The following is an 18,133-nucleotide window of genomic DNA, read 5'->3' on the forward strand; positions in this document are numbered from 1 at the left end:
CGGGATCCTACGAAGCTGGAGCGTCGAAGCGGGCGCGCACGAAGCGCGGGCTGAGCAAATGAAGCGCGATGATCGCGAAGAAATAGGCGCTGCCCGCGACCGCGAAGATCGGGGCATAGCTGTCCGATATGTCGAGCACATAGCCGATGAACTTGGCGATCAGCATGCCGCCGATCGCGCCGGCCGTGCCGCCGATGCCGACGACCGAGCCGACTGCGGTGCGCGGGAAGAGATCGGAAGGGAGCGTCAGCAAGTTCGCCGAAAAGGCCTGGTGCGCAGCGGTGGCGATGCCGAGCAGCAGCACGGCGAGCCAAAGCGAACTCACATTCTGGACGAAGATCACCGGCAGGATCGCGATCGCGCAGACCAGCATCGTCAGCTTGCGCGCGCGGTTGGCCGAGGCGCCCGCCTTCATCATCCGCGACGACGCCCAGCCGCCGGCGACGCTGCCCGCATCCGACATCAGATAGATGACGACGAGCGGCGGGCCGAAGCTCTTGAGATCGAGATGGTAGCGCTTGCCGAGGAAGTCCGGCAGCCAGAACAGGAACATCCACCAGATCGGATCGGTCAGAAACTTGGGCACCGCATAGGCCCAAGTTTCGCGCTTGGTGAAGAGCCTGCGCCACGCCATCCGGCCGACCGGCTCCACCGGATCGCTCTGGATCAGTGCCAATTCGGCGGCGTTGACGTGTTTGTGCTCGGTCGGGCGGCGATAGAGCGCGAGCCAGACAATCACCCAGACGACGCTGAACAGCCCCGTCGCGATGAACGCCATCCGCCAGCCATAAGCGATCGTGATCGCGGGCACGAGCAGCGGCGTGATGATCGCGCCGACATTGGCACCCGCGTTGAAGATGCCGACCGCCAGCGCGCGCTCGCGCTGCGGAAACCACTCCGCGACTGCCTTCAATCCTGCGGGAAAATTGCCCGATTCACCGATGCCGAGTGCGAAGCGCGCGAAGCCGAAGCCGGTGATGCCGCGGACGAAGCCGTGCGCGATATGCGCGACGGTCCAGAAGCCGAAGGCGATCGCATAGCCGAAGCGCGCGCCGACCGCGTCCATGAAGCGGCCCATGAACAGGAAGCCGATCGCATAGGCCGCCTGAAACCAGAAGACGATGTCCGCATATTGGCTCTCCTTCCAGCCGAGATCGGCCTGGAGGACGGGCTTCAATACGCCGATCATCTGGCGATCGATGTAATTGATCGCGGTCGCGGCGAAGAGCAGGGCGACGATCGCCCAGCGGTAGCGGCTGGCGCGGCCCGCAGCGCGCGCGATCGTGGCGTCGGGGGCAATAGGCGGCGTCACGGCCTCGGGCCCGACATCGTCTTCGCCTGCTGCTCATTCCACGCTGGCGCCACAGAACCTCCCGGCGCGAACTGAGGTCGCGTTACGGGATGTTGTAATACAACCTAACGATGTGGGTCAATGTCGGCACTGGCCGCTTTTTACCGCCCGCGCAGGCGCTTGATCTCGCTGAGATGGCTGTGCCGGCTCAGGCTTTCCTGCATGTGGTGTCGCGCCGCCTCGCGCGCCTTGGCCGAGTCCATGCGGACGATCGCGTCGACGAGGGCGTCATGCTCGCCCCGAACCTTTGCCGCATAGCTCGCATGCGCCTCTTCGGACTGGTCGCGCAGATACAGGTTGCGCGGCGGCACGAGGCGAACGCCGAGAAAATCGACCAGTCGAACGAAATAATCATTCTGCGTCGCGCGCGCGATGGCGAGGTGGAAGGCGCTGTCGGCACGCGCCGCCGCCTCGGGATCGTCGCTGACGGCTTCCATCTGACGGAGCGCGTCGCGGATATCGCCGATGTCCGCGGTGGTCCGGCGCGCGGCGGCGAGCGAGGCCATTTCGGTTTCGACGGCGAGCCGCATTTCCAGCAGCTTGATCACGTCGGTCAGCTCGCTCATCTCGTCGCGCGTGACCTGGAAGGCGCGATAGGGCGCGGTCTCAGCGACGAACACGCCGGATCCCTGGCGCGACGTCGTCAGCCCTTGGGAAGCGAGCCGTGCGACCGCTTCGCGCACCACGGTGCGGCTGACATTCTCGGTCGCCGCAATATCCTTCTGGGTCGGAAATCGCGATCCGGGCGCCATCTCGCCGGACGTGATCCGGCTCTGGAGCTTGCGGAACAGGCTGTCCGAGAGAGAGCCTGCACTTCCCGCCACCTGTGTCTCCCCAATGACCTATCGCTTGGCCCTTCCGCGACTTGTATTACCAATTCGACGGATGTAGCCAGAGCCTAACATCGAAGAGCGCACCGGTCGAGAGAACGGGCCAGCGCCGCGGACAGCGAGAGGCCCGGATTCCGTGCATATTCCTTCCCGTTCCCTGCTCGCCTGTCTCGCCGGGCTGTGCGCGATGCCCGCTATGGCCGAGGTCTCCGCGCCCGCGCTGCCGATCCAGCCGCAGGTCTCCGCCGATCGCCCCGATTGGGAAAACCCCGCCGTGTTCGCGATCAACAAGGAGCCGGCGCGCGCGACGGGCTTTCCGTTCGAGAGCCGCGCTAAGGCAATCGCCGGACATCGCACCCAATCGGATCGCTTCCTGCTGCTGACCGGCCTGTGGTCCTTCTCCTTCTCGCCCAATGCCGATGCCCTGCCGAAGGGATTCGAGAAGCCCGATTTTGACGTGTCCGGCTGGAAGCAGATCAAGGTCCCCGCCGACTGGCAGGCCGAAGGCTATGACCAGGCGCGCTACTTCAACATCACCTATCCGTTCCCGGCGAACCGCCCGCTGATTCCGCACGCGACCGATCCGGTCGGCTCCTATCGTCGCGACGTGGATGTTCCGGCGGGCTGGGCGGGGGAGGACGTGATCCTCCATATCGGCGCGGCAGGCTCGGCTTATTATGTGTGGGTCAACGGCCAAAAGGTCGGCTATTCGGAGGACAGCAAGCTGCCGTCCGAATTTGACGTCACGCGCTTCCTCCATCCCGGCAAGAATGTCGTGGCGATTCAGGTCTATCGCTGGTCGGACGGCTCCTATCTCGAGGATCAGGATTTCTGGCGCGTCTCGGGGATCGAGCGCGAAGTGTTCCTGATGGCTGCACCGAAGACGCGCATCCGCGACTTCTTCGTCCATGCCGGGCTCGACGATGCCTATCGCGACGGCAAGCTGGCGGTGGACCTCGCTGTAACCCCGTCGTCCGCCGCGGCGACGGCGCGCATCGTGCTGCTCGACGCGGACGACAAAACGCCATTGCTCACGGCGTCCGCTTCCGTGAAGCCGGGCAAGGCCGAACGAAATGTGACGCTGAACGCCACGCTGCCGAACGTCCGGGCCTGGTCGGCCGAGACGCCGAACCGCTACATGCTGCTGGTCGAGCTGTACGACGCCAAGGGCGCCATCCTGCTATCGACGTATAGCCGGATCGGCTTCCGCTCGGTTGCGATCCGGAATGGACTCGTCTCCGTTAACGGCAAGCCGATCACCATCCGTGGCGTCAATCGCCACGAACATGATCCCGAGACCTTCCACGTCATCTCGCTGGAATCGATGGAGCACGATATCCAGCTGATGAAGCAGAACAATATCAATGCTCTGCGCACGTCGCATTACCCGAACGATCCGCGCCTCTACGAGCTGGCCGATCGCTATGGCCTCTATGTGATGGATGAGGCCGATATCGAGAGCCATCATTATATGGAATGGTCGAACAACCATCCGGCGCTCCGCGGAAAATATCAGATCGGCTTCGATCCCGCCTGGGAAGGCGCGCATGTCAGCCGCGTGATGAACATGGTCGAGCGCGACAAGAATCACCCGTCGGTGATTTTCTGGTCGCTCGGCAACGAGGCCGGCATCGGCCCCAATTTCGCCAAGGCCGCCGCTGCGGCGAAGGCGCGCGATCCGGGGCGGCTGATCTCCTATCTCGGCTGGGGCACGTGGGACGGCGTCGATCAGCATCGGCCCAACGATTATGCCGATATCTACGCGCCGATGTACGACAGCGCCGCCAAGCTCGCCGATTATGCGACCAACTTCAATTATCGCCAGCCGCTGATCGAATGCGAATATGCGCATATGATGGGCAATTCGGGCGGCGATCTGAAGGACTATTGGGACGTCATCTACGCGCATCCCGACAAATTGCAGGGCGGCTTCATCTGGGACTGGGTCGATCAGTCGATGTACCGCAAGACCGCCGATGGCCGTCGATATTGGGGGATGGGCGGGGAGTATGGGCCCAATCCCGGCGGCGAGCTGGAATTCGGCGACGGGCTCACCCAGTCCGATCGCACGCCCAATCCGCAATTGTTCGAGCTGCGCAAAGTCTATGCGCCCGTCCAGTTCGCGGATTTCGATGCGGCGACCGGCAAGGTCAAGGTGATCAATCGCAACGATTTCGTCGATCTCTCGCGCTATGTTCTGAGCTGGCAGATCGCGAACGACGGCGTGATCGTTGCGCGTGGTGATCTGCCGGTCCTCTCTACGCCGGCGCATGGGCAGGAGACGATCGCGCTTACGCTGCCGATGATCAAGCGGGCTCCCGGCTCGGAGCTTCTGCTGACGCTCGTGGCCAAGGCGAAAGCAGATACGACGCCCGCCGTGAAGGCCGGCGCCGTGATCGGCTGGGAGCAGTTCGCGCTCGGCCCGGTCGAGCCCGCTTCGCCAGCGCCGGTTTCGGGCGGCGTCACCCTGTCCGACGCGCGCGGCCAGGTGACGCTCACGGCAGGCGGCGCCGAACTGGCGATCGATCGCAAGACCGGGCTCGTCGATCATTACTCGGCAGGTGATAAGCTTCTGCTCAGCGGCGGCGCGCCCAACTTCACGCGCGCGGCGACCGATAACGATATCGGTACCAAGGTCGTGACGACCCACGCCGTCTGGCAGCAGGCATCGACGGTGCGCAAGATCGAAGCGATCGAACCTCACCGGCTCGCCGATGGACGGGTGGACGTGATGGTGCGGTACGCGGTCGGCGTCGGCCTTGCCCGTTTCGTCACGCACTACACGATGAGCGGGGACGGCGCGCTCGCGGTCGAGGGCGAGATGACGCCACTCAAATCGGACGCGCCAGATCCGCTGCGCGTCGGCCTTGCGTTCCGCATGCCCTTCGCCTTCGACACGCTGGAATGGTACGGGCGCGGGCCGCACGAAACCTATTCGGATCGCAAGACCGGCGCGCCGATCGCGCTCTGGCGCGGCAAGATCGCCGAGCAGAACCACGATTACATGCGGCCGCAGGAAACCGGCAACAAGGTGGATGTGCGCTGGATGGAGCTGAGCCGTCCCGGCGCGCCGGGTCTGCGCGTCGAGGGCGCCGCGCCTCTGTCGATGAACGCGCTCGCTTTCCCCTATGAGGATCTCGCGCGCCGCGCGCCGGGCACGGCGCGAAGCTCGGATATCGTGCCGCACGATCAGGTCTCGCTGATGATCGATGCCGCGCAGGTCGGCGTCGGCGGCGACGATCAGTGGACGAAGGGCGGCCGCGCGCTGCCGCAATATCGCATCCCGCTCGCCCCGCTCCATTACGCATTCACCCTCAAGCCCTTCGACGGCCCCGGCACGACGCCGCAGGCCGCACGCCCCGCCAGCGCCACCTCCAGCCCGGAGATCGTCCAGTGAAGCATCTATTGTTGAGTGCGGCCGTCCTGATGGCGGCCGGAGTGGTCCCCAATGCGGCGGGCGCGCAGGACGCTGCGCCCGTGATGCCGGCCATCACCCGGGCGCTGACCCCGCCCGCCGACAAGACCCCGCGCGCGGCGGTCGAGCTGGCGCCCTATCGCTACGACGACATCCTCTGGGAGAATGATCGCACCGCGCACCGCATCTATGGGCGCGCGCTGGAGGCGTATGAGCCGCCGTCGGGCTCGGGCATCGATGCGTGGGGCAAGAACGTGCCCTGGGAGTTCGCCGAGCGACAGCTGAAGACGGGCGACCAGCATGGTTTCCATGGCGAAGGCGTCGATTTCTACAATGTCGGCACGGCGCGCGGCGCGGGCGGCTTGGGCATCTGGTTCGACAATAAGCTGTGGACCTCGCGCAATTACCGCTCGTACCGGATCCTCAAGAATGGCCCCGACGTCGCCGATTTCGAGGTGACCTATGCGCCTTGGCCGGTCGACGTCGATCGCAAGGTCTGGGAGACGCGGCGCTTCACGCTCCCGCTCGGCACGCAGTTCACGCGGCTGGTCTCGACCTTGTCGTCCGACAAGCCGGGCGAACTGATCGTCGGCGTGGGTATCGGCAAGCGCACGACCCTTGCCGACAAGGATGGCGAGCTGACCGTCGACAAGGCGCATGGCATCCTGAGCTGGTGGGGGCCGGAATCGGGCGATCACGGGCGGATGGGCATCGCGATCAAGGTGGATCCGGCGATGATCGTCGACGTGAAGAGCGATGCCGACAACCAGCTCGTTCTGCTGCGCGTCCAGCCGGGTAAGCCCTTCGTCTATTATTCGGGCTCGGTGTGGGACAAGGGCATCGCCGGCATCCGCACTCGCGCCGCGTGGGACGCCTATGTTGCCGCCGCCCCCGTCGACTTCACGCCGCCTCCCGCCGCCCCACGTGGCTGACGCTTTCAGGCCCATCGGGACGACCATCATGGAACGACGTCAGTTCATTGCCGCTGCCATGGGCGCAAGCGCGCTTGCAACCAGCCTGGGGACGGAGGCTGTCGCGCAGGCGGGCGCGGCCGCGCCCGCAGCCGGCGGCGGCACGGGTGCCGACGATCGCGCTTATATGGTCGATCTACTCCAGCGCATGGCCTCACCCGTGCTCGGGGCGATGGCGAAGGGGCAGCTTCAGGCGCGCTTCAAGCCGGAGGTCAGCCCGACATGGGACGGGCGGCCGATCAAGGTCGCCTATCTCGAATGTTTCGGCCGGCTGATCGCGGGGCTCGCGCCGTGGCTGGCGCTGCTCGATACGGATGATGCGGAGGGCAAGCTGCGCGCGACGCTCCGCGCGCAGGCGGTCGCGAGCTACGCGCAGGCTGTCGATCCGAAGAGCGGCGATTATCTGTTCGGCGCGCCGTCCGAACAACAGCTCGTCGACAGCGCCTATTTCACCAATGCGCTGATCCGCGCGCCCAAGGCACTGTGGGAGCCGCTCGACGCGAAGACCAAGGCGCGCATCGTCAAGGAGATCAAGGGCCTGCGCTCGATCTCGCCGCCCTATACGAACTGGCTGCTGTTCGCGGCGATGAACGAGGCGTTCCTGCTCTCGATCGGCGAGGAATGGGATCCGGTGCGGATCGATCTCGCCGTCCGCAAGATGCTCGAATGGTATGTCGGCGACGGCTGGTATGCAGACGGCCCGCATTTCCATTTCGATTATTACGGCTCCTACGTGATCCATCCGATGATGGTCGAGATCCTCGAAGTGCTCGTGTCGACCAACGCGCATTTCAACAGCCTCAAGAGCAAGGAGCTGCTGGAGCAGGCCAAGAAGCGTATGCAGCGCTACGGTACGTCGCTGGAGCGGATGATCGGTCCCGAGGGCAGCTTTCCGCCGATCGGCCGATCGCTCACCTATCGCACGGCCGTGTTCCAGCCGCTCGGGCTGCTCGCGTGGCGCAAGTGGCTGCCGGACGCGCTGCCGGTGGGACAAGCGCGCGCCGCCACCGTTGCAGCGCAACGTGCGGTCTTCTCGAACCCGACCAATTTCGACGATAAGGGCTATCTGACGATCGGCTTCGCCGGCCACCAGCCGACACTGGCGGACTGGTATTCGAACGCGGGCAGCATGTATCTCGCATCGCTGAGCCTGCTCGCGCTGGGCCTCCCCGCTACCGATCCATATTGGACCGCGGCGCCGGAGCCCTGGACGAGCAAGCGTGCCTTTGCCGGCACGCATTTCGCCAAGGACTATTACGTCGAATATTGAATCGGCCGCCTCCAGGCGCGCGGACCGACCGGGTTCGTTCCGATCGTCCGCGCACTTGGCAGGTCTTAGTCGTTCGCGCTGCCCGGTTCGGCCATCTTGCGATGCTGCTCGGCCAGCACGGCCGCCGGCGTGACATTGGCGACCGCCGCCTGGATCTTGTTCTTCCAGCCCGATACGATCGAGGCCTTGCCGTCCATCAGCGCATCCCAGCCATCCTTGGCCACGTCGGCGGGATCGCTCTTGTTCGGATTCGCGCCGACCGACGTATCGAGCATGTCGCCACGCGCGAAGAATTCGGTCTCGACCGGGCCGGGCATCAACGTCGTCAGGGTGACGCCATCGGCGTCCTTGATCTCGTTGCGCAGGGCATCCGTGAAATTGTCCACGAACGCCTTGCTGCCATTGTAGACGGCCTGGAAGCTGCCCGGAATGAAGCCCGCGATCGATCCGGTGACGAGCACCTTGCCGTCGTTGCGCGCGACCATTGCCGGCAGCACCTTGTGGAGCAAATAGAGCGTGCCGGTGATGTTGGTGTCGATCACGTGGCGCCAATCGGCGACCGATTGATCGAGGAAGCCGTGGCCCAGGCCATGGCCGGCATTGGCGCACAGCAGATCGATCTGCCGCCCTTCCGCCGCCGCGAGCAGGCTGTCGACGCCCTCGATCGTCGAGAGATCGGCCTCGACCGAGCTGACGTTCGTGCCGAACTGCTTGAAGTCCTCGGCGGCCGCATCGACCAAGGGCTCGTCGGCGACGACGAGGATGTCGTAGCCGTCTTTCGCCGCCAGCGTCGCCAGTTCGAAGCCGATGCCCGTCGAGGCACCGGTGATGATTGCAAATTTCGCCATGTCGTCTCTCCGGTTCAGGCAGCGAAGCCGAGGCCGGGCTTCAGCACGACCTTCGTCACTTCATTCTGGTTGTCGTGGAACATCTTGTAGCCCTTGGGGGCCTCTTCGAGGTCCATCCGGTGCGAGATCAGGAAGGTCGTATCGATCTTGCCCTCCATGATCGCGTTGAGCAGGCCCGGCATATAATGCTGGACGTGCGTCTGCCCGGTCTTGAGCGTCAGCCCCTTCTCCATGAAGGCGCCGAGCGGGAATTTGTCGACGAAGCCGCCATAGACGGCGGGCATCGAGACGCGGCCGCCCTTGCGGCAGGCGATGATCGCCTGGCGGATCGAGTGCGTGCGATCGGTGCCGAGGAACATCGACGCCTTGATCTGATCGACGACGTTATCGACGAAGAAGCCGTGCGCCTCGAGCCCGACCGCGTCGATCACCGCATCGGGGCCGATGCCGCCCGTCATCACCATCAGCGCATCGTAGGTCGCCGATTCTTCAAAGTTGATCGTCTCGGCGCCGAACTTCTTGGCCAGTTCCAAACGGTGCGGGAAATGATCGATCGCGATGACGCGCTCGGCGCCCATCAGGAAGGCCGATTGCACCGCGAACAGCCCGACCGGGCCGCAGCCCCAAACGGCGACGGTGTCGCCCGGCTCGATCTGCGCATTTTCCGCCGCCATCCAGCCGGTGGGCAGGATATCGGAGAGAAAGAGGACCTTCTCGTCCTCGATCCCGTCGGGGATCACAATCGGGCCGACGTCGCTGAACGGAATGCGGACATATTCCGCCTGGCCGCCGGCATAGCCGCCGGTGAGGTGACTATAGCCGAACAGGCCGGCCATGGGCTGGCCGTACATCTCCTGGCCGATATCCTGATTGTCGGCGGGCAGGCCATTGTCGCAGGCCGAATATTGATGCTTGCCGCAATGATAACAGGAACCGCAGGCGATCGTGAACGGCACGACGACGCGCTCGCCCTTCTTCAGCGTGGACTTCGATCCGACTTCGACGACCTCGCCCATGAATTCATGGCCGAGGATATCGCCGGCCTGCATTGTCGGGATGTAGTGATCATAGAGATGAAGATCGGATCCGCAGATCGCGGTCGCGGTCACCTTGATGATGCAATCGCGAGGATTCAGGATTTCGGGATCGTCGACGGTATCGACGCGGACGTCGTGCTTACCATGCCAGGCCAATGCGCGCATCTTAAGCTCTCTCTTCCTGAAGTTGCGCCTGCGTGCGCGAGGAGGTGGCGATCTCGCCGGTTTCCATGAGCTGCTTGAAGCGGCGCAGATCGCGCCGCGCCTGGATGGCGGGCTCGCGCTGGAACATCTTGGCGATCAGCTTGCCGATCGCGCCGCCCGGCGGATCATAAGCGATCGTCGCGGTGACGACCGTGCCGCGCGCGCCGGCGTCACGGAACTCGATGCGGCCGCTATTGGCGACATCCGCGCCGGGCTCGGACGTCCACGCCAGCAGCTCGTTCGGCGTGTCTTCGGTCAGACGCGCGTCCCATTCCACCGTCTTGCCGCCCGGGGCTTTGACGACCCAGTGGGACAGCTCGCCATCGATCGGCGAGATCGAGACGACATTGTCCATGAACGTCGGGAGGTTCGTGAAATCGCGCCAATAGGCATAAAGTTCGCTGGCCGGACGGTTGATCGTGACCGCCCGCGCCGTGATCGCGCCGCCCTGACCGTCGATCAGGTCGGTCGTGACGCCGACCGCCGCATCGGAGTGCTTCGACGTCGCGATCGGTGCATCGTCTGTATAGGTGTCCGGCATGATCGTCTCCGCTCGGCTGATGGATTCCGGGCAGTAGCGATCAGCAGGCGTGCATGTTCCGGTCGTTGCCGAGCCGAAATCTAATCAATCGAGTGACTTGATTTCGATCAGCGCGACCGTCCGCAGCGTCGTCGCGGCAGATTGCCGCCTCGATCTAAAGCAGCGAATTGACGAGCCGCGCGATATTTTCGGTCAGTTTGCGGACGGGGGAGCGAAGGCGCCAACGTTCGGGCTCGAGGCGATCGCTGGCGGCGAGATAGCTGCGCTGCACCGCCTCGACGCGGGCGATCGAATCCGCGTCGTACAGCAGCAGGCTGGCTTCCTCGTTAAGCTGGAACGAACGCAGATCGACATTGCTGGAGCCGACCACCGCGAGCCGGCCGTCGATCGTCACATTCTTCGCATGGAGCAGGAAATCGCGGAACATGTTCACGCGGACGCCGGCTGCCATGAGATCCCCGTAATAGGAGCTCTGGGACAGGTTCACGATCCGCTGGTCCACGACCTGCGAGACGATCAGATTGACGGTGACGCCCCGCGCCGCGGCCGCGCGCATCGCGCCGAGCACCTCTTCGTCGGGGATGAAGTAAGGCGTGACCATGATCACGCGGTCCCGCGCCTGATGCAACTGCCAGACGAGCAAGGTCTCGAACCCCTCGAGCGGATACTCCGCGCCGCTCGGCAGCAACTGCGCCTTCGCATCGCCGGTGCCGGCGGCTATGGCGGGAATGGCCTCGGGGGGCTCGCCCGTCTCCAGGCTCCAGTCGCCGCGGACGATCGCCTCCATCGCCGCCACCGCTGGACCCGTCAGGCGCGCGACCAATTCGCGATTGACGATCCCGGGCCGGAAGTCCTTGGCGACGATATTCTGCGAGCCGGCATAGCCGATGCGGCCGTCGATCACGAAAAGCTTGCGATGGTTGCGCATGTCGCGGCGCGTGCGGCCGCGGATCAGCCGGAAGGGCAGTGCTTCCCGGACATCGACGCCCTTCTGATGAAGCAAGGCATTCGTCCCGCGGCGCCAGCGACGTGAGCCCACGGGATCGAACATCACGCGGACCCGAACGCCGCGCGCAACGGCGCGCCCCAGGGCGTCGGCGACGCGCCGGCCGACATGATCGTCAGCGAAGATGTATACCAGCAGATGCACGGACGTCTGCGCATCCTCGATATCCGCGACCAAGCGATCGACGACGGCATCGTAATCGTCGAGCAGTTCGACCGTGTTCCCGCCGGTCGCGGGCATGTGGCCGAGCGTCTCGGCCAGCGCCGCGATCGGTGCCGCGTCGCCCAGATCGGGCGCGTGCAGCCTCATCCGGTCGGCCGTCTCGGCGAAGAAGGGGAGGAGGCTGCGGAAGCGCTGCTTGCGCCAGGCGGGGAAGCGCGGGCTGCCGATCGCGAGGAACAGCAGCAGCCCGGGGACGGGCAGGAAGAAGATCAGCAGCAGCCAGGCGCGCGTCGCCGACGGCGTGCGCCGCAGCGGCACGATCATCAGCGCGCCGATCCTGATCAGCCACTCGGTGGCGTACCAAGCGATTTCCAGATCGAACGAGTAAGCGTGCATCGATAATGCCATAGACCGGCGGGGAGGAGCGCCGCCATCCTTCCGAGTTGGCGAGATTGCGAGCAAGAATTGCCGGTCGCCAGCAGTTAGAAAGTCGAACGTGTGTCCCCGGTATCGATGACGGTCTTTTTCGATGGCGGCTGCCGGCCCAATCCGGGAGCGATGAGCAGCGCGGTCGTCTGCCGCGGAAAGGCCGCGTTCCGGGACGATCTGGGAGCAGGCGACAATAACGAGGCGGAGTGGCTCGCTCTGCTCCACGCCGCCGAGTTCGCCGCGGACACCGGCGCGTCGGACGTGACGTTCGTCGGCGATTCGATGCTCGTCGTAAAGCAGGCGAGCGGACAGTGGCGCTGCCGCAGCCCACACCTCCAGCCATATCTGGATGCATTCCGTATCGCGGTTGCGGGCTTCGCGCGGGTGCATCTGCGGCACGTCGCGCGATCGAAGAACTTGGCCGGGATCGCGCTGGATCGGCGCGGGCTTCCCTGAGACCCGGTAGCGCTTAGGGCGCCGGCGCTACGCCGACGCCCCTCAGTTCGATCAGAACTTGTACTTCACCGTCGCCTGGAAACTGCGCGGCACCTCGGGCTTCACGTTCTGCGAGCCATAGAGCTCGACGAAGTTGGCGCGGAAGTAACGCTCGTTGAGCGCATTCTTGACGTTGAGCTGGAACAGCCAGTGATCCGTCCCATAAGAAACGCCGAGATCGACCAACGTGTAGGACGGCAACCGCAGCGTGTGGGGATAATCGGCCCAGACTTCGGGCACGTGGCTGGCGCTCGCGGTGAGCGCGATGCCGTTGTCGAACGAATAGCTGGCCGTGCCCGAATAGAGATTGCGCGGGATGCCTGGACGCTCGGCCATGCTCTTGTCGGTGAGCGCGATGAGGCCGTTCGGGGCAGCACCGAAGATGAGCGAGGGATCGACCCCGACCGACTGGAAGGTGCCCGCGCCATAATAATAGAAGAAGGCGCCGCCGCCGTTCAGGAAGGAGAGATTGACGACCTTCGTGTGCGTGTAAGCGCCGGTGACGAGCAGGTGACGATCGACCGCCCAGCGGACCTCGCCTTCGATGCCGGTCGTGCGGATCGCCTGGTTCACAGTTAGCGACTGGACCGTATAATCGGTGCGGGTCTGCTTGTAGACCGAGACGGCCGCATAGAGCTTGTTGTCGAGCCAGCTGCCTTTCAGGCCACCCTCGTAGAGCTTCGACGATGTCACCCAGGTGTCGGCATAGACATTGTTGGGATCGACCTCGGCGCCCTGGCCGGTGATGATGACGGACTGTTTGGAGATCGTCCCGTAAGGAGTGAGGCCCAAAGGCAGCTTGTAGTTGGCGCTGGCCGACCAGGACCAGGCGCCCTTCTCGTCCTGCACCGTCCGATAGCCGCGGGCGATGTCCGCCGCCGTCGTCAGCGCGGTCTGCGGCATGTTCACCGAAAAGGCGGTCGCATCCATCCGGGAAAGCACGGCGGTGGAGGTGACGGCGAGGCGATCGTAGCGACCGCCGAGTACGATATCGAGGCCGAAATCGAAGTCGAGATCGGCGAGCGTGCTGAACGACGTATCCCAATAATGGCCCTTGAAGTCGCTCGAATAGCCTGCGCCGTTCTGCGTCGAAAGCAGCCGCGTCGAGTTCGGCGTATAGCCCTGCGTCAGATCGACGCGCCCGAAATATTCGTAGCCGAAATCGTCGGCATGGTTGAAGCGGGTGTAGCGGACCGACGGAGACGCCTGGATCGAAAATTTGCCGAGGTCGGTCGTGAACTTTTTCGATAGGGTCGTCTTGTTCTCGACCACGTAGGAGCGCGCGAATTGCGAGAAGCCATAGGCATTCTCGTTGTCGTTCTTCGTGCCGTCGTAGAAGCTCTGATTCTTGATCTCGAGATCGTTGCCGCCATCCCAGATGATGTCCGCATAAGCGGTGGTGGCGATATTATCGAGGAAGTCGTCGTCGCCGGTCAGCGTCTTGCGACGACTGAGCTTCGCGGTGCCGACGTTGGTCAGCCCGGAATCGGGATAGACGGTCCGCAGGCACGCATTGGTGATGCCGCTGACGAAGGGATTGGCGAAGGGCGGCGTCGTGCAGAAGGCCGAGCCGAACGTCCCCAGACCCAGCCCGCCGTTCGCCGCCTGAGCCTCGGCCTGCGAAATCTTGCCGTCTCCGTTCCTGTCGAGCGGCCGCGCGGTGCCGGTGATATAGGTCCCGTTGTCGATCAGATCCTGCGTGACGCGGTTCCAGCCGCCATTCTGCGTGCCGCGAAAATTATCGTACATGCCGCCGAATTCGACGCGCAGGCTGTTCGTGATGTCCGTGTCGAACGACGCCTGCAACAGGGTCTGGTGCGTGAAGATATTGTCGTAATAGCTGCCTGAATCGGTCAGCTCGCCGTAGAGGCTGTAGCCGAATTCGTGATCGCCGATCTTGCCCGGGCCGACGACATTGCCCGACAGGACGTTCCCGTTCCAACTGCTGCGCGTGTAGCTCAGCTCCGCCTTCGGTTCGGCGAGATAAGTGCCGTTGCTGGCGCGCGCGGATTTGGGGACGAAGTTGATATAGCCGCCGGTCTTGGCGGGGCCCATCAGCGGGGACGCAGGACCGCGGACGATGTCGATCCGGTCGGCAGCGCCGATCGGCGTCGGATAATTGCCGGGATTGTCCAGCCGGCGGATGCCGCGGAAATAGACTTCGCCGGGCGTGCCGCGAATATCGAGCGAGCCGCCGACGCCGAAGAAGCTATTGGTGAAGGTGCCCGGTGCCTGCGCGACCAAATCGTAGATGCTGGTGACGCCGAAGCGCTCGAGCTGCTCCTTGGAAACGGTGGAGGCAGAGCGCGGCGTTTCGACGAGCGTCTTGTCGAAGCCGAAGACACTGCCGACGTCCTTGATCGGGAGCGCGTTCAGGGAGCCGCTGATGACGATCTCCTCGCCGGGCGTATCGCTGGCGCTCTGCGCTGCAGCAGGCGCGGTCATCGCAGTGCACGCCAGCAATCCGGCCGCAATCGCCAAAAGCGGCATTCGGGCGCCGCCCCGCCGCACCGCCGCAAAAGCCGTCGAGTTACCGGAACAGATGCTGCTCATATCTATCGCCCCCTTTTCGAGGCAGACGCGCACAAGTCCCCCGCGCGCTGCCGATCCCCGCTGTTCAGAGCCGGTCGCCGGTTCATCTGAATTATTGCAGTGCGGCAACGTAATGCTGCGGTCGCACAACTGTAAAGAAAAACTTGGGTATGCGGTTTGGCGCGGGAATCGGCGGCAGAATGACCGGCTGACGCACCGATTGAGCGCAAGCGCGGCGCGTTCGCGGCCAGACGTGCGGCGCGGAGAAAAGGCGATTTTCGAGCGGTCGTAAGACGTTGGTCTAATCCCGCCGGCCGGGACGGGGCGGGGTAAGAGCCGCTTAACCGAGAATGTCGCCTGAGAGTCGCGCACGACAATCCTGTCGTCTGGACGTGGCATGTTGAACCGATCGAACAGGTGGGCGATCCGCAATCGCTTCCTCGGCACCGCGATCCTCGCGGCGGCTGTGATCGGCTGCGCTGTGTCGGCAGCGCCCGCGCTCGCCGATCCCACACTCGCGGGGACGCAGATCGCCAATACGGCAAGCCTCTCCTTCCTCGATGGCGGTGCCCCGCTCCATATCTCGAGCAACACGGTCACGCTCGGTGTCGATGTGCTGCTCGACGTCGTCCTCGAAGCCGAACAAGCCTCGATCCGCCCGTCCGGAGACGCGGTCACGCCGGTCGGCTTCGTGCTCACCAATGGCGGCAATGCCGACGAGACCTTCGCGCTCACGGCGACGAACGATCCCGCCTCGACCGCCATCGTCGGGATCGCGACCGACAGCGACGGCGACGGCGTCTATAGTGCCGCCGATACGATGCTGACCGGCACTTCGGTGACGCTCGCACCGAACGAGCATCGCCGGCTGTTCGTGCTCGCGCGCCGCGGCGCCGGCGGCCAGGACGCGACCGTCTCGCTCACGGCGGCTTCGACGACGGGCAGCGGCGACGCCGGCACGGTCTTCGCGGGCGCCGGCGTCGGCGGCGCGGATGCGATCGTCGGGCATACGGGCGGCCGCGCCACCGCGCACACGCTCCTGACGACGCAGGCGACCGGTCCGAGACTGGAGAAGTCGCAGTCCGTGCGCGCGCAGGACGGATCCGATCATGCCGGGCACGGATCGATCATCACCTATCGTCTGGACGCGCATTTCCCCGGCGCGACGGCCGCAGTCGAACTCCGCGATGCAATTCCGGCCGGCACGGTCTTCGTCCCCGGCAGCATGATGCTGGACGGCAAGCCCCTGACCGATGCCGCGGACGGCGACCCGGCCAGCTTCGATGGCAGTGCCGTCCGCATCGTCCTCGGCGACGTGACGGTCACGTCCGTCCGTACCGTCACCTTCGAAACCAAGATTCTTTGAGGAGTTCGTAATGTTGCGTTCGCTTACCATTGCGGCAGTCGCACTCGGCGCTTTCCCGGCCGTCGCGGCGGGCCCGCTCGAAGTGACCTCGCGCGTGATGGTGGAAGCCAAGCAGCGCGCCGACGACGGCAGCACGCGCGTCGCGTTGTTGCCGGCGCGTCGCGTCGTGCCCGGCGATCGTGTCGTGTTCGTCCTCGCCTATCGCAATGTCGGCCGTCAGCCGCTGAGCGATATCGTGCTCGACAATCCGGTGCCCGCCGGGCTCGCCTATCGCGCGCCCGCTCAAGGCTCCGCCGTTCCGGACGTCTCGATCGACGGCAAGACCTATGGCGCGCTCGCCGCGCTGCGCGTTCCCGTCGCCGGCGGCAGCACGCGCGCCGCGACGGCCGAGGATGTGACGAACGTCCGCTGGCGGATCGACCGTCCGATCGCCGCAGGCACGCAGGGTCAGTTCGCATTCCAGGCGATCCTCCGGTGATCCGCCGCCGCGCTCAGAATCAACAGGGAAGGAAGCTTCAGGCAATGTTCGTGAGAAAGGCCATCCCGGCATTGCTCGCCGGATCGGCGGGGCTCTGCTTCGCAGGGACGGCGCAGGCCGCGCCGCAGACGACCGCCGGCACGGTCATCAACAATACCGCATCGGTAACCTACACGGTCAACGGCACGGCGCAGTCCTCGACTTCGACGACCGCGACCTTCGTGGTCGATCGCAAGGTCAACTTCACGGTCGTGACCGATCAGAGCGGGATGACGCAAGTCAATCTCGGCCAGCAGAATGCCGTCACCACATTCAAAGTGACGAACCTGACCAACGACGCGCAGGATTTCCTGCTCGATCCGGATCAGCAGAGCATTTCACTGGGCATCCTGCCCGGCACCGACAATTTCGACATGCTGAACCTGAAGGCCTATGTCGATTCCAACGGCAACGGCGTCTATGACGCGGGCGTCGATACGGCGACCTATATCGACGAGCTCGCGCCGGATGCTTCGGTCGCCGTCTTTCTCGTCGGCAATGTCCCGACCACGCCGACCGCGCAGCTCGCCTTCGATTCGCTGCACGTGATCGTCGCGGCCGGCGGCGCGACCGCGACGAAGGGCACGGCGCTGATCGCGACCGATCTCAATCTCGCCAATGCCGACAATACGGTGGATATCGTTTTCGCCGACGACGACAGTGACGGTACGCTCTATCTCGGCGACATTGCGCGCAACGGCCAGGGCCGGGCCTATTCGGGATACGAGATCGGCACGCACAATGTCGCGCTGACGGTCACCAAGTCGGCGCGGATCGTCTCCGACGGAGTCAATCTCCTCTTTCCGAAGGCGCTGCCGGGAGCGACCGTCGAATATTGCCTGCTCGTCAACAATGCGACGCTGCTGACGGCGGCAACGGGCGTCAATCTGAGCGACGTGGTTCCGGTCAAGACGACCTACGTTCCCGGCTCGATCTCGATCGGACTGCCGGGCGTGCCGGGCATCGCCTGCGTACTCAGCGGATCGGCCGAAGACGACGATGCCGATGATGCGGCCGAGAGCGACGGCTTCACTGCCTCGTTCGATGGATCGACCAAGACGGTCGCCGCGCATCTCGACAGCGTCAACGGCGCCTCTTCCATCGCCGTCGCCTTCAAGGTCACGATTAACTAGGGTCAAGTCACTCACAAACAAGGAGA

At 64.7% G+C, this 18,133-nt stretch carries 15 protein-coding genes; 8 read left to right on the forward strand and 7 right to left on the reverse strand.

Annotation, left to right across the window (positions count from 1 at the left end; genetic code table 11):
• Positions 1-7: 7 nt before the first annotated feature.
• Together Q4F19_RS15530 and Q4F19_RS15535 are read right to left on the reverse strand one after the other, a co-directional pair.
• Positions 8-1,312: an MFS transporter gene (locus Q4F19_RS15530; protein WP_303544258.1), complete on the reverse strand. Its 1,305-nt coding sequence runs from the start codon at positions 1,310-1,312 to the stop codon at positions 8-10.
• A 140-nt stretch (positions 1,313-1,452) separates the two neighbouring features.
• Positions 1,453-2,175 carry a FadR/GntR family transcriptional regulator gene (locus tag Q4F19_RS15535; protein WP_303544261.1) on the reverse strand — a complete coding sequence of 241 codons (723 nt, stop codon included), beginning with the start codon at positions 2,173-2,175 and terminating at the stop codon, positions 1,453-1,455.
• Between the two features lie 202 nt (positions 2,176-2,377).
• Between Q4F19_RS15535 and Q4F19_RS15540 the strand changes: the two genes are divergently transcribed.
• The 3 genes from Q4F19_RS15540 to Q4F19_RS15550 are packed head-to-tail and all read left to right on the forward strand — an operon-like array spanning position 2,378 to position 7,837.
• The gene (locus Q4F19_RS15540) at positions 2,378-5,578 is read left to right on the forward strand and encodes a glycoside hydrolase family 2 TIM barrel-domain containing protein (RefSeq protein WP_303544431.1); all 3,201 of its coding nucleotides are present in this window, start codon (positions 2,378-2,380) and stop codon (positions 5,576-5,578) included.
• A complete protein-coding gene (locus Q4F19_RS15545; RefSeq protein ID WP_341850196.1) occupies positions 5,575-6,528 on the forward strand; it encodes a DUF4861 family protein in 954 nt (317 codons plus the stop codon). Before Q4F19_RS15540 ends, Q4F19_RS15545 begins: the two co-directional genes overlap by 4 nt.
• Before the next feature lie 28 nt (positions 6,529-6,556).
• On the forward strand, positions 6,557-7,837 hold the full coding sequence (locus tag Q4F19_RS15550) for a DUF2264 domain-containing protein (protein WP_303544264.1): 1,281 nt from the start codon (positions 6,557-6,559) through the stop codon (positions 7,835-7,837).
• Between the two features lie 65 nt (positions 7,838-7,902).
• On the opposite strand, the gene Q4F19_RS15555 is transcribed toward Q4F19_RS15550, so the two are convergent.
• The 4 genes from Q4F19_RS15555 to cls all read right to left on the reverse strand — a co-directional run bounded on the left by Q4F19_RS15555 (position 7,903) and on the right by cls (position 12,031).
• A complete protein-coding gene (locus Q4F19_RS15555) occupies positions 7,903-8,685 on the reverse strand; it encodes an SDR family NAD(P)-dependent oxidoreductase (protein ID WP_303544267.1) in 783 nt (260 codons plus the stop codon).
• A gap of 14 nt (positions 8,686-8,699) precedes the next feature.
• A complete protein-coding gene (locus Q4F19_RS15560) occupies positions 8,700-9,887 on the reverse strand; it encodes a zinc-dependent alcohol dehydrogenase (protein WP_303544269.1) in 1,188 nt (395 codons plus the stop codon).
• Position 9,888: 1 nt separating this feature from the next.
• A complete protein-coding gene (locus Q4F19_RS15565; protein WP_303544272.1) occupies positions 9,889-10,467 on the reverse strand; it encodes an SRPBCC family protein in 579 nt (192 codons plus the stop codon).
• A 154-nt stretch (positions 10,468-10,621) separates the two neighbouring features.
• On the reverse strand, positions 10,622-12,031 hold the full coding sequence (gene cls, locus Q4F19_RS15570) for a cardiolipin synthase (RefSeq protein ID WP_303544273.1): 1,410 nt from the start codon (positions 12,029-12,031) through the stop codon (positions 10,622-10,624).
• Positions 12,032-12,148: 117 nt separating this feature from the next.
• Between cls and Q4F19_RS15575 the strand changes: the two genes are divergently transcribed.
• On the forward strand, positions 12,149-12,520 hold the full coding sequence (locus tag Q4F19_RS15575; RefSeq protein WP_303544275.1) for a ribonuclease HI family protein: 372 nt from the start codon (positions 12,149-12,151) through the stop codon (positions 12,518-12,520).
• Between the two features lie 51 nt (positions 12,521-12,571).
• On the opposite strand, the gene Q4F19_RS15580 is transcribed toward Q4F19_RS15575, so the two are convergent.
• Positions 12,572-15,004, reverse strand: coding sequence for a TonB-dependent siderophore receptor (locus Q4F19_RS15580; RefSeq protein ID WP_303544278.1), 2,433 nt, complete (start codon positions 15,002-15,004; stop codon positions 12,572-12,574).
• Between Q4F19_RS15580 and Q4F19_RS15585 the strand changes: the two genes are divergently transcribed.
• From Q4F19_RS15585 to Q4F19_RS15600, 4 genes are all read left to right on the forward strand, one after another.
• On the forward strand, positions 14,946-15,383 hold the full coding sequence (locus Q4F19_RS15585; protein ID WP_303544281.1) for a hypothetical protein: 438 nt from the start codon (positions 14,946-14,948) through the stop codon (positions 15,381-15,383). The two genes, Q4F19_RS15580 and Q4F19_RS15585, sit on opposite strands and share 59 nt — an antisense overlap.
• Before the next feature lie 105 nt (positions 15,384-15,488).
• On the forward strand, positions 15,489-16,457 hold the full coding sequence (locus Q4F19_RS15590) for a hypothetical protein (RefSeq protein ID WP_303544283.1): 969 nt from the start codon (positions 15,489-15,491) through the stop codon (positions 16,455-16,457).
• A gap of 10 nt (positions 16,458-16,467) precedes the next feature.
• Complete coding sequence (locus Q4F19_RS15595) at positions 16,468-16,935, forward strand: hypothetical protein (protein WP_303544286.1); 468 nt, start codon at positions 16,468-16,470, stop codon at positions 16,933-16,935.
• A gap of 44 nt (positions 16,936-16,979) precedes the next feature.
• On the forward strand, positions 16,980-18,107 hold the full coding sequence (locus Q4F19_RS15600; protein ID WP_431312413.1) for a hypothetical protein: 1,128 nt from the start codon (positions 16,980-16,982) through the stop codon (positions 18,105-18,107).
• Positions 18,108-18,133: the final 26 nt, after the last annotated feature.

The sequence above is a fragment of the Sphingomonas natans genome (assembly GCF_030546695.1).
GTDB lineage: Bacteria > Pseudomonadota > Alphaproteobacteria > Sphingomonadales > Sphingomonadaceae > Sphingomonas_I > Sphingomonas_I natans.

Coding starts and splice junctions, on each gene's coding strand:
- Q4F19_RS15540 (WP_303544431.1), top strand. CDS start 2,378: ATGGCCGAGGTCTCCGCGCCCGCGCTGCCGATCCAGCCGCAGGTCTCC.
- Q4F19_RS15585 (WP_303544281.1), top strand. CDS start 14,946: ATGACGATCTCCTCGCCGGGCGTATCGCTGGCGCTCTGCGCTGCAGCA.
- Q4F19_RS15590 (WP_303544283.1), top strand. CDS start 15,489: ATGTTGAACCGATCGAACAGGTGGGCGATCCGCAATCGCTTCCTCGGC.
- Q4F19_RS15555 (WP_303544267.1), bottom strand. CDS start 8,685: ATGGCGAAATTTGCAATCATCACCGGTGCCTCGACGGGCATCGGCTTC.
- Q4F19_RS15560 (WP_303544269.1), bottom strand. CDS start 9,887: ATGCGCGCATTGGCCTGGCATGGTAAGCACGACGTCCGCGTCGATACC.
- Q4F19_RS15580 (WP_303544278.1), bottom strand. CDS start 15,004: ATGACCGCGCCTGCTGCAGCGCAGAGCGCCAGCGATACGCCCGGCGAG.
- cls (WP_303544273.1), bottom strand. CDS start 12,031: ATGCACGCTTACTCGTTCGATCTGGAAATCGCTTGGTACGCCACCGAG.
- Q4F19_RS15565 (WP_303544272.1), bottom strand. CDS start 10,467: ATGCCGGACACCTATACAGACGATGCACCGATCGCGACGTCGAAGCAC.
- Q4F19_RS15550 (WP_303544264.1), top strand. CDS start 6,557: ATGGAACGACGTCAGTTCATTGCCGCTGCCATGGGCGCAAGCGCGCTT.
- Q4F19_RS15600 (WP_431312413.1), top strand. CDS start 16,980: ATGTTCGTGAGAAAGGCCATCCCGGCATTGCTCGCCGGATCGGCGGGG.
- Q4F19_RS15595 (WP_303544286.1), top strand. CDS start 16,468: ATGTTGCGTTCGCTTACCATTGCGGCAGTCGCACTCGGCGCTTTCCCG.
- Q4F19_RS15575 (WP_303544275.1), top strand. CDS start 12,149: ATGACGGTCTTTTTCGATGGCGGCTGCCGGCCCAATCCGGGAGCGATG.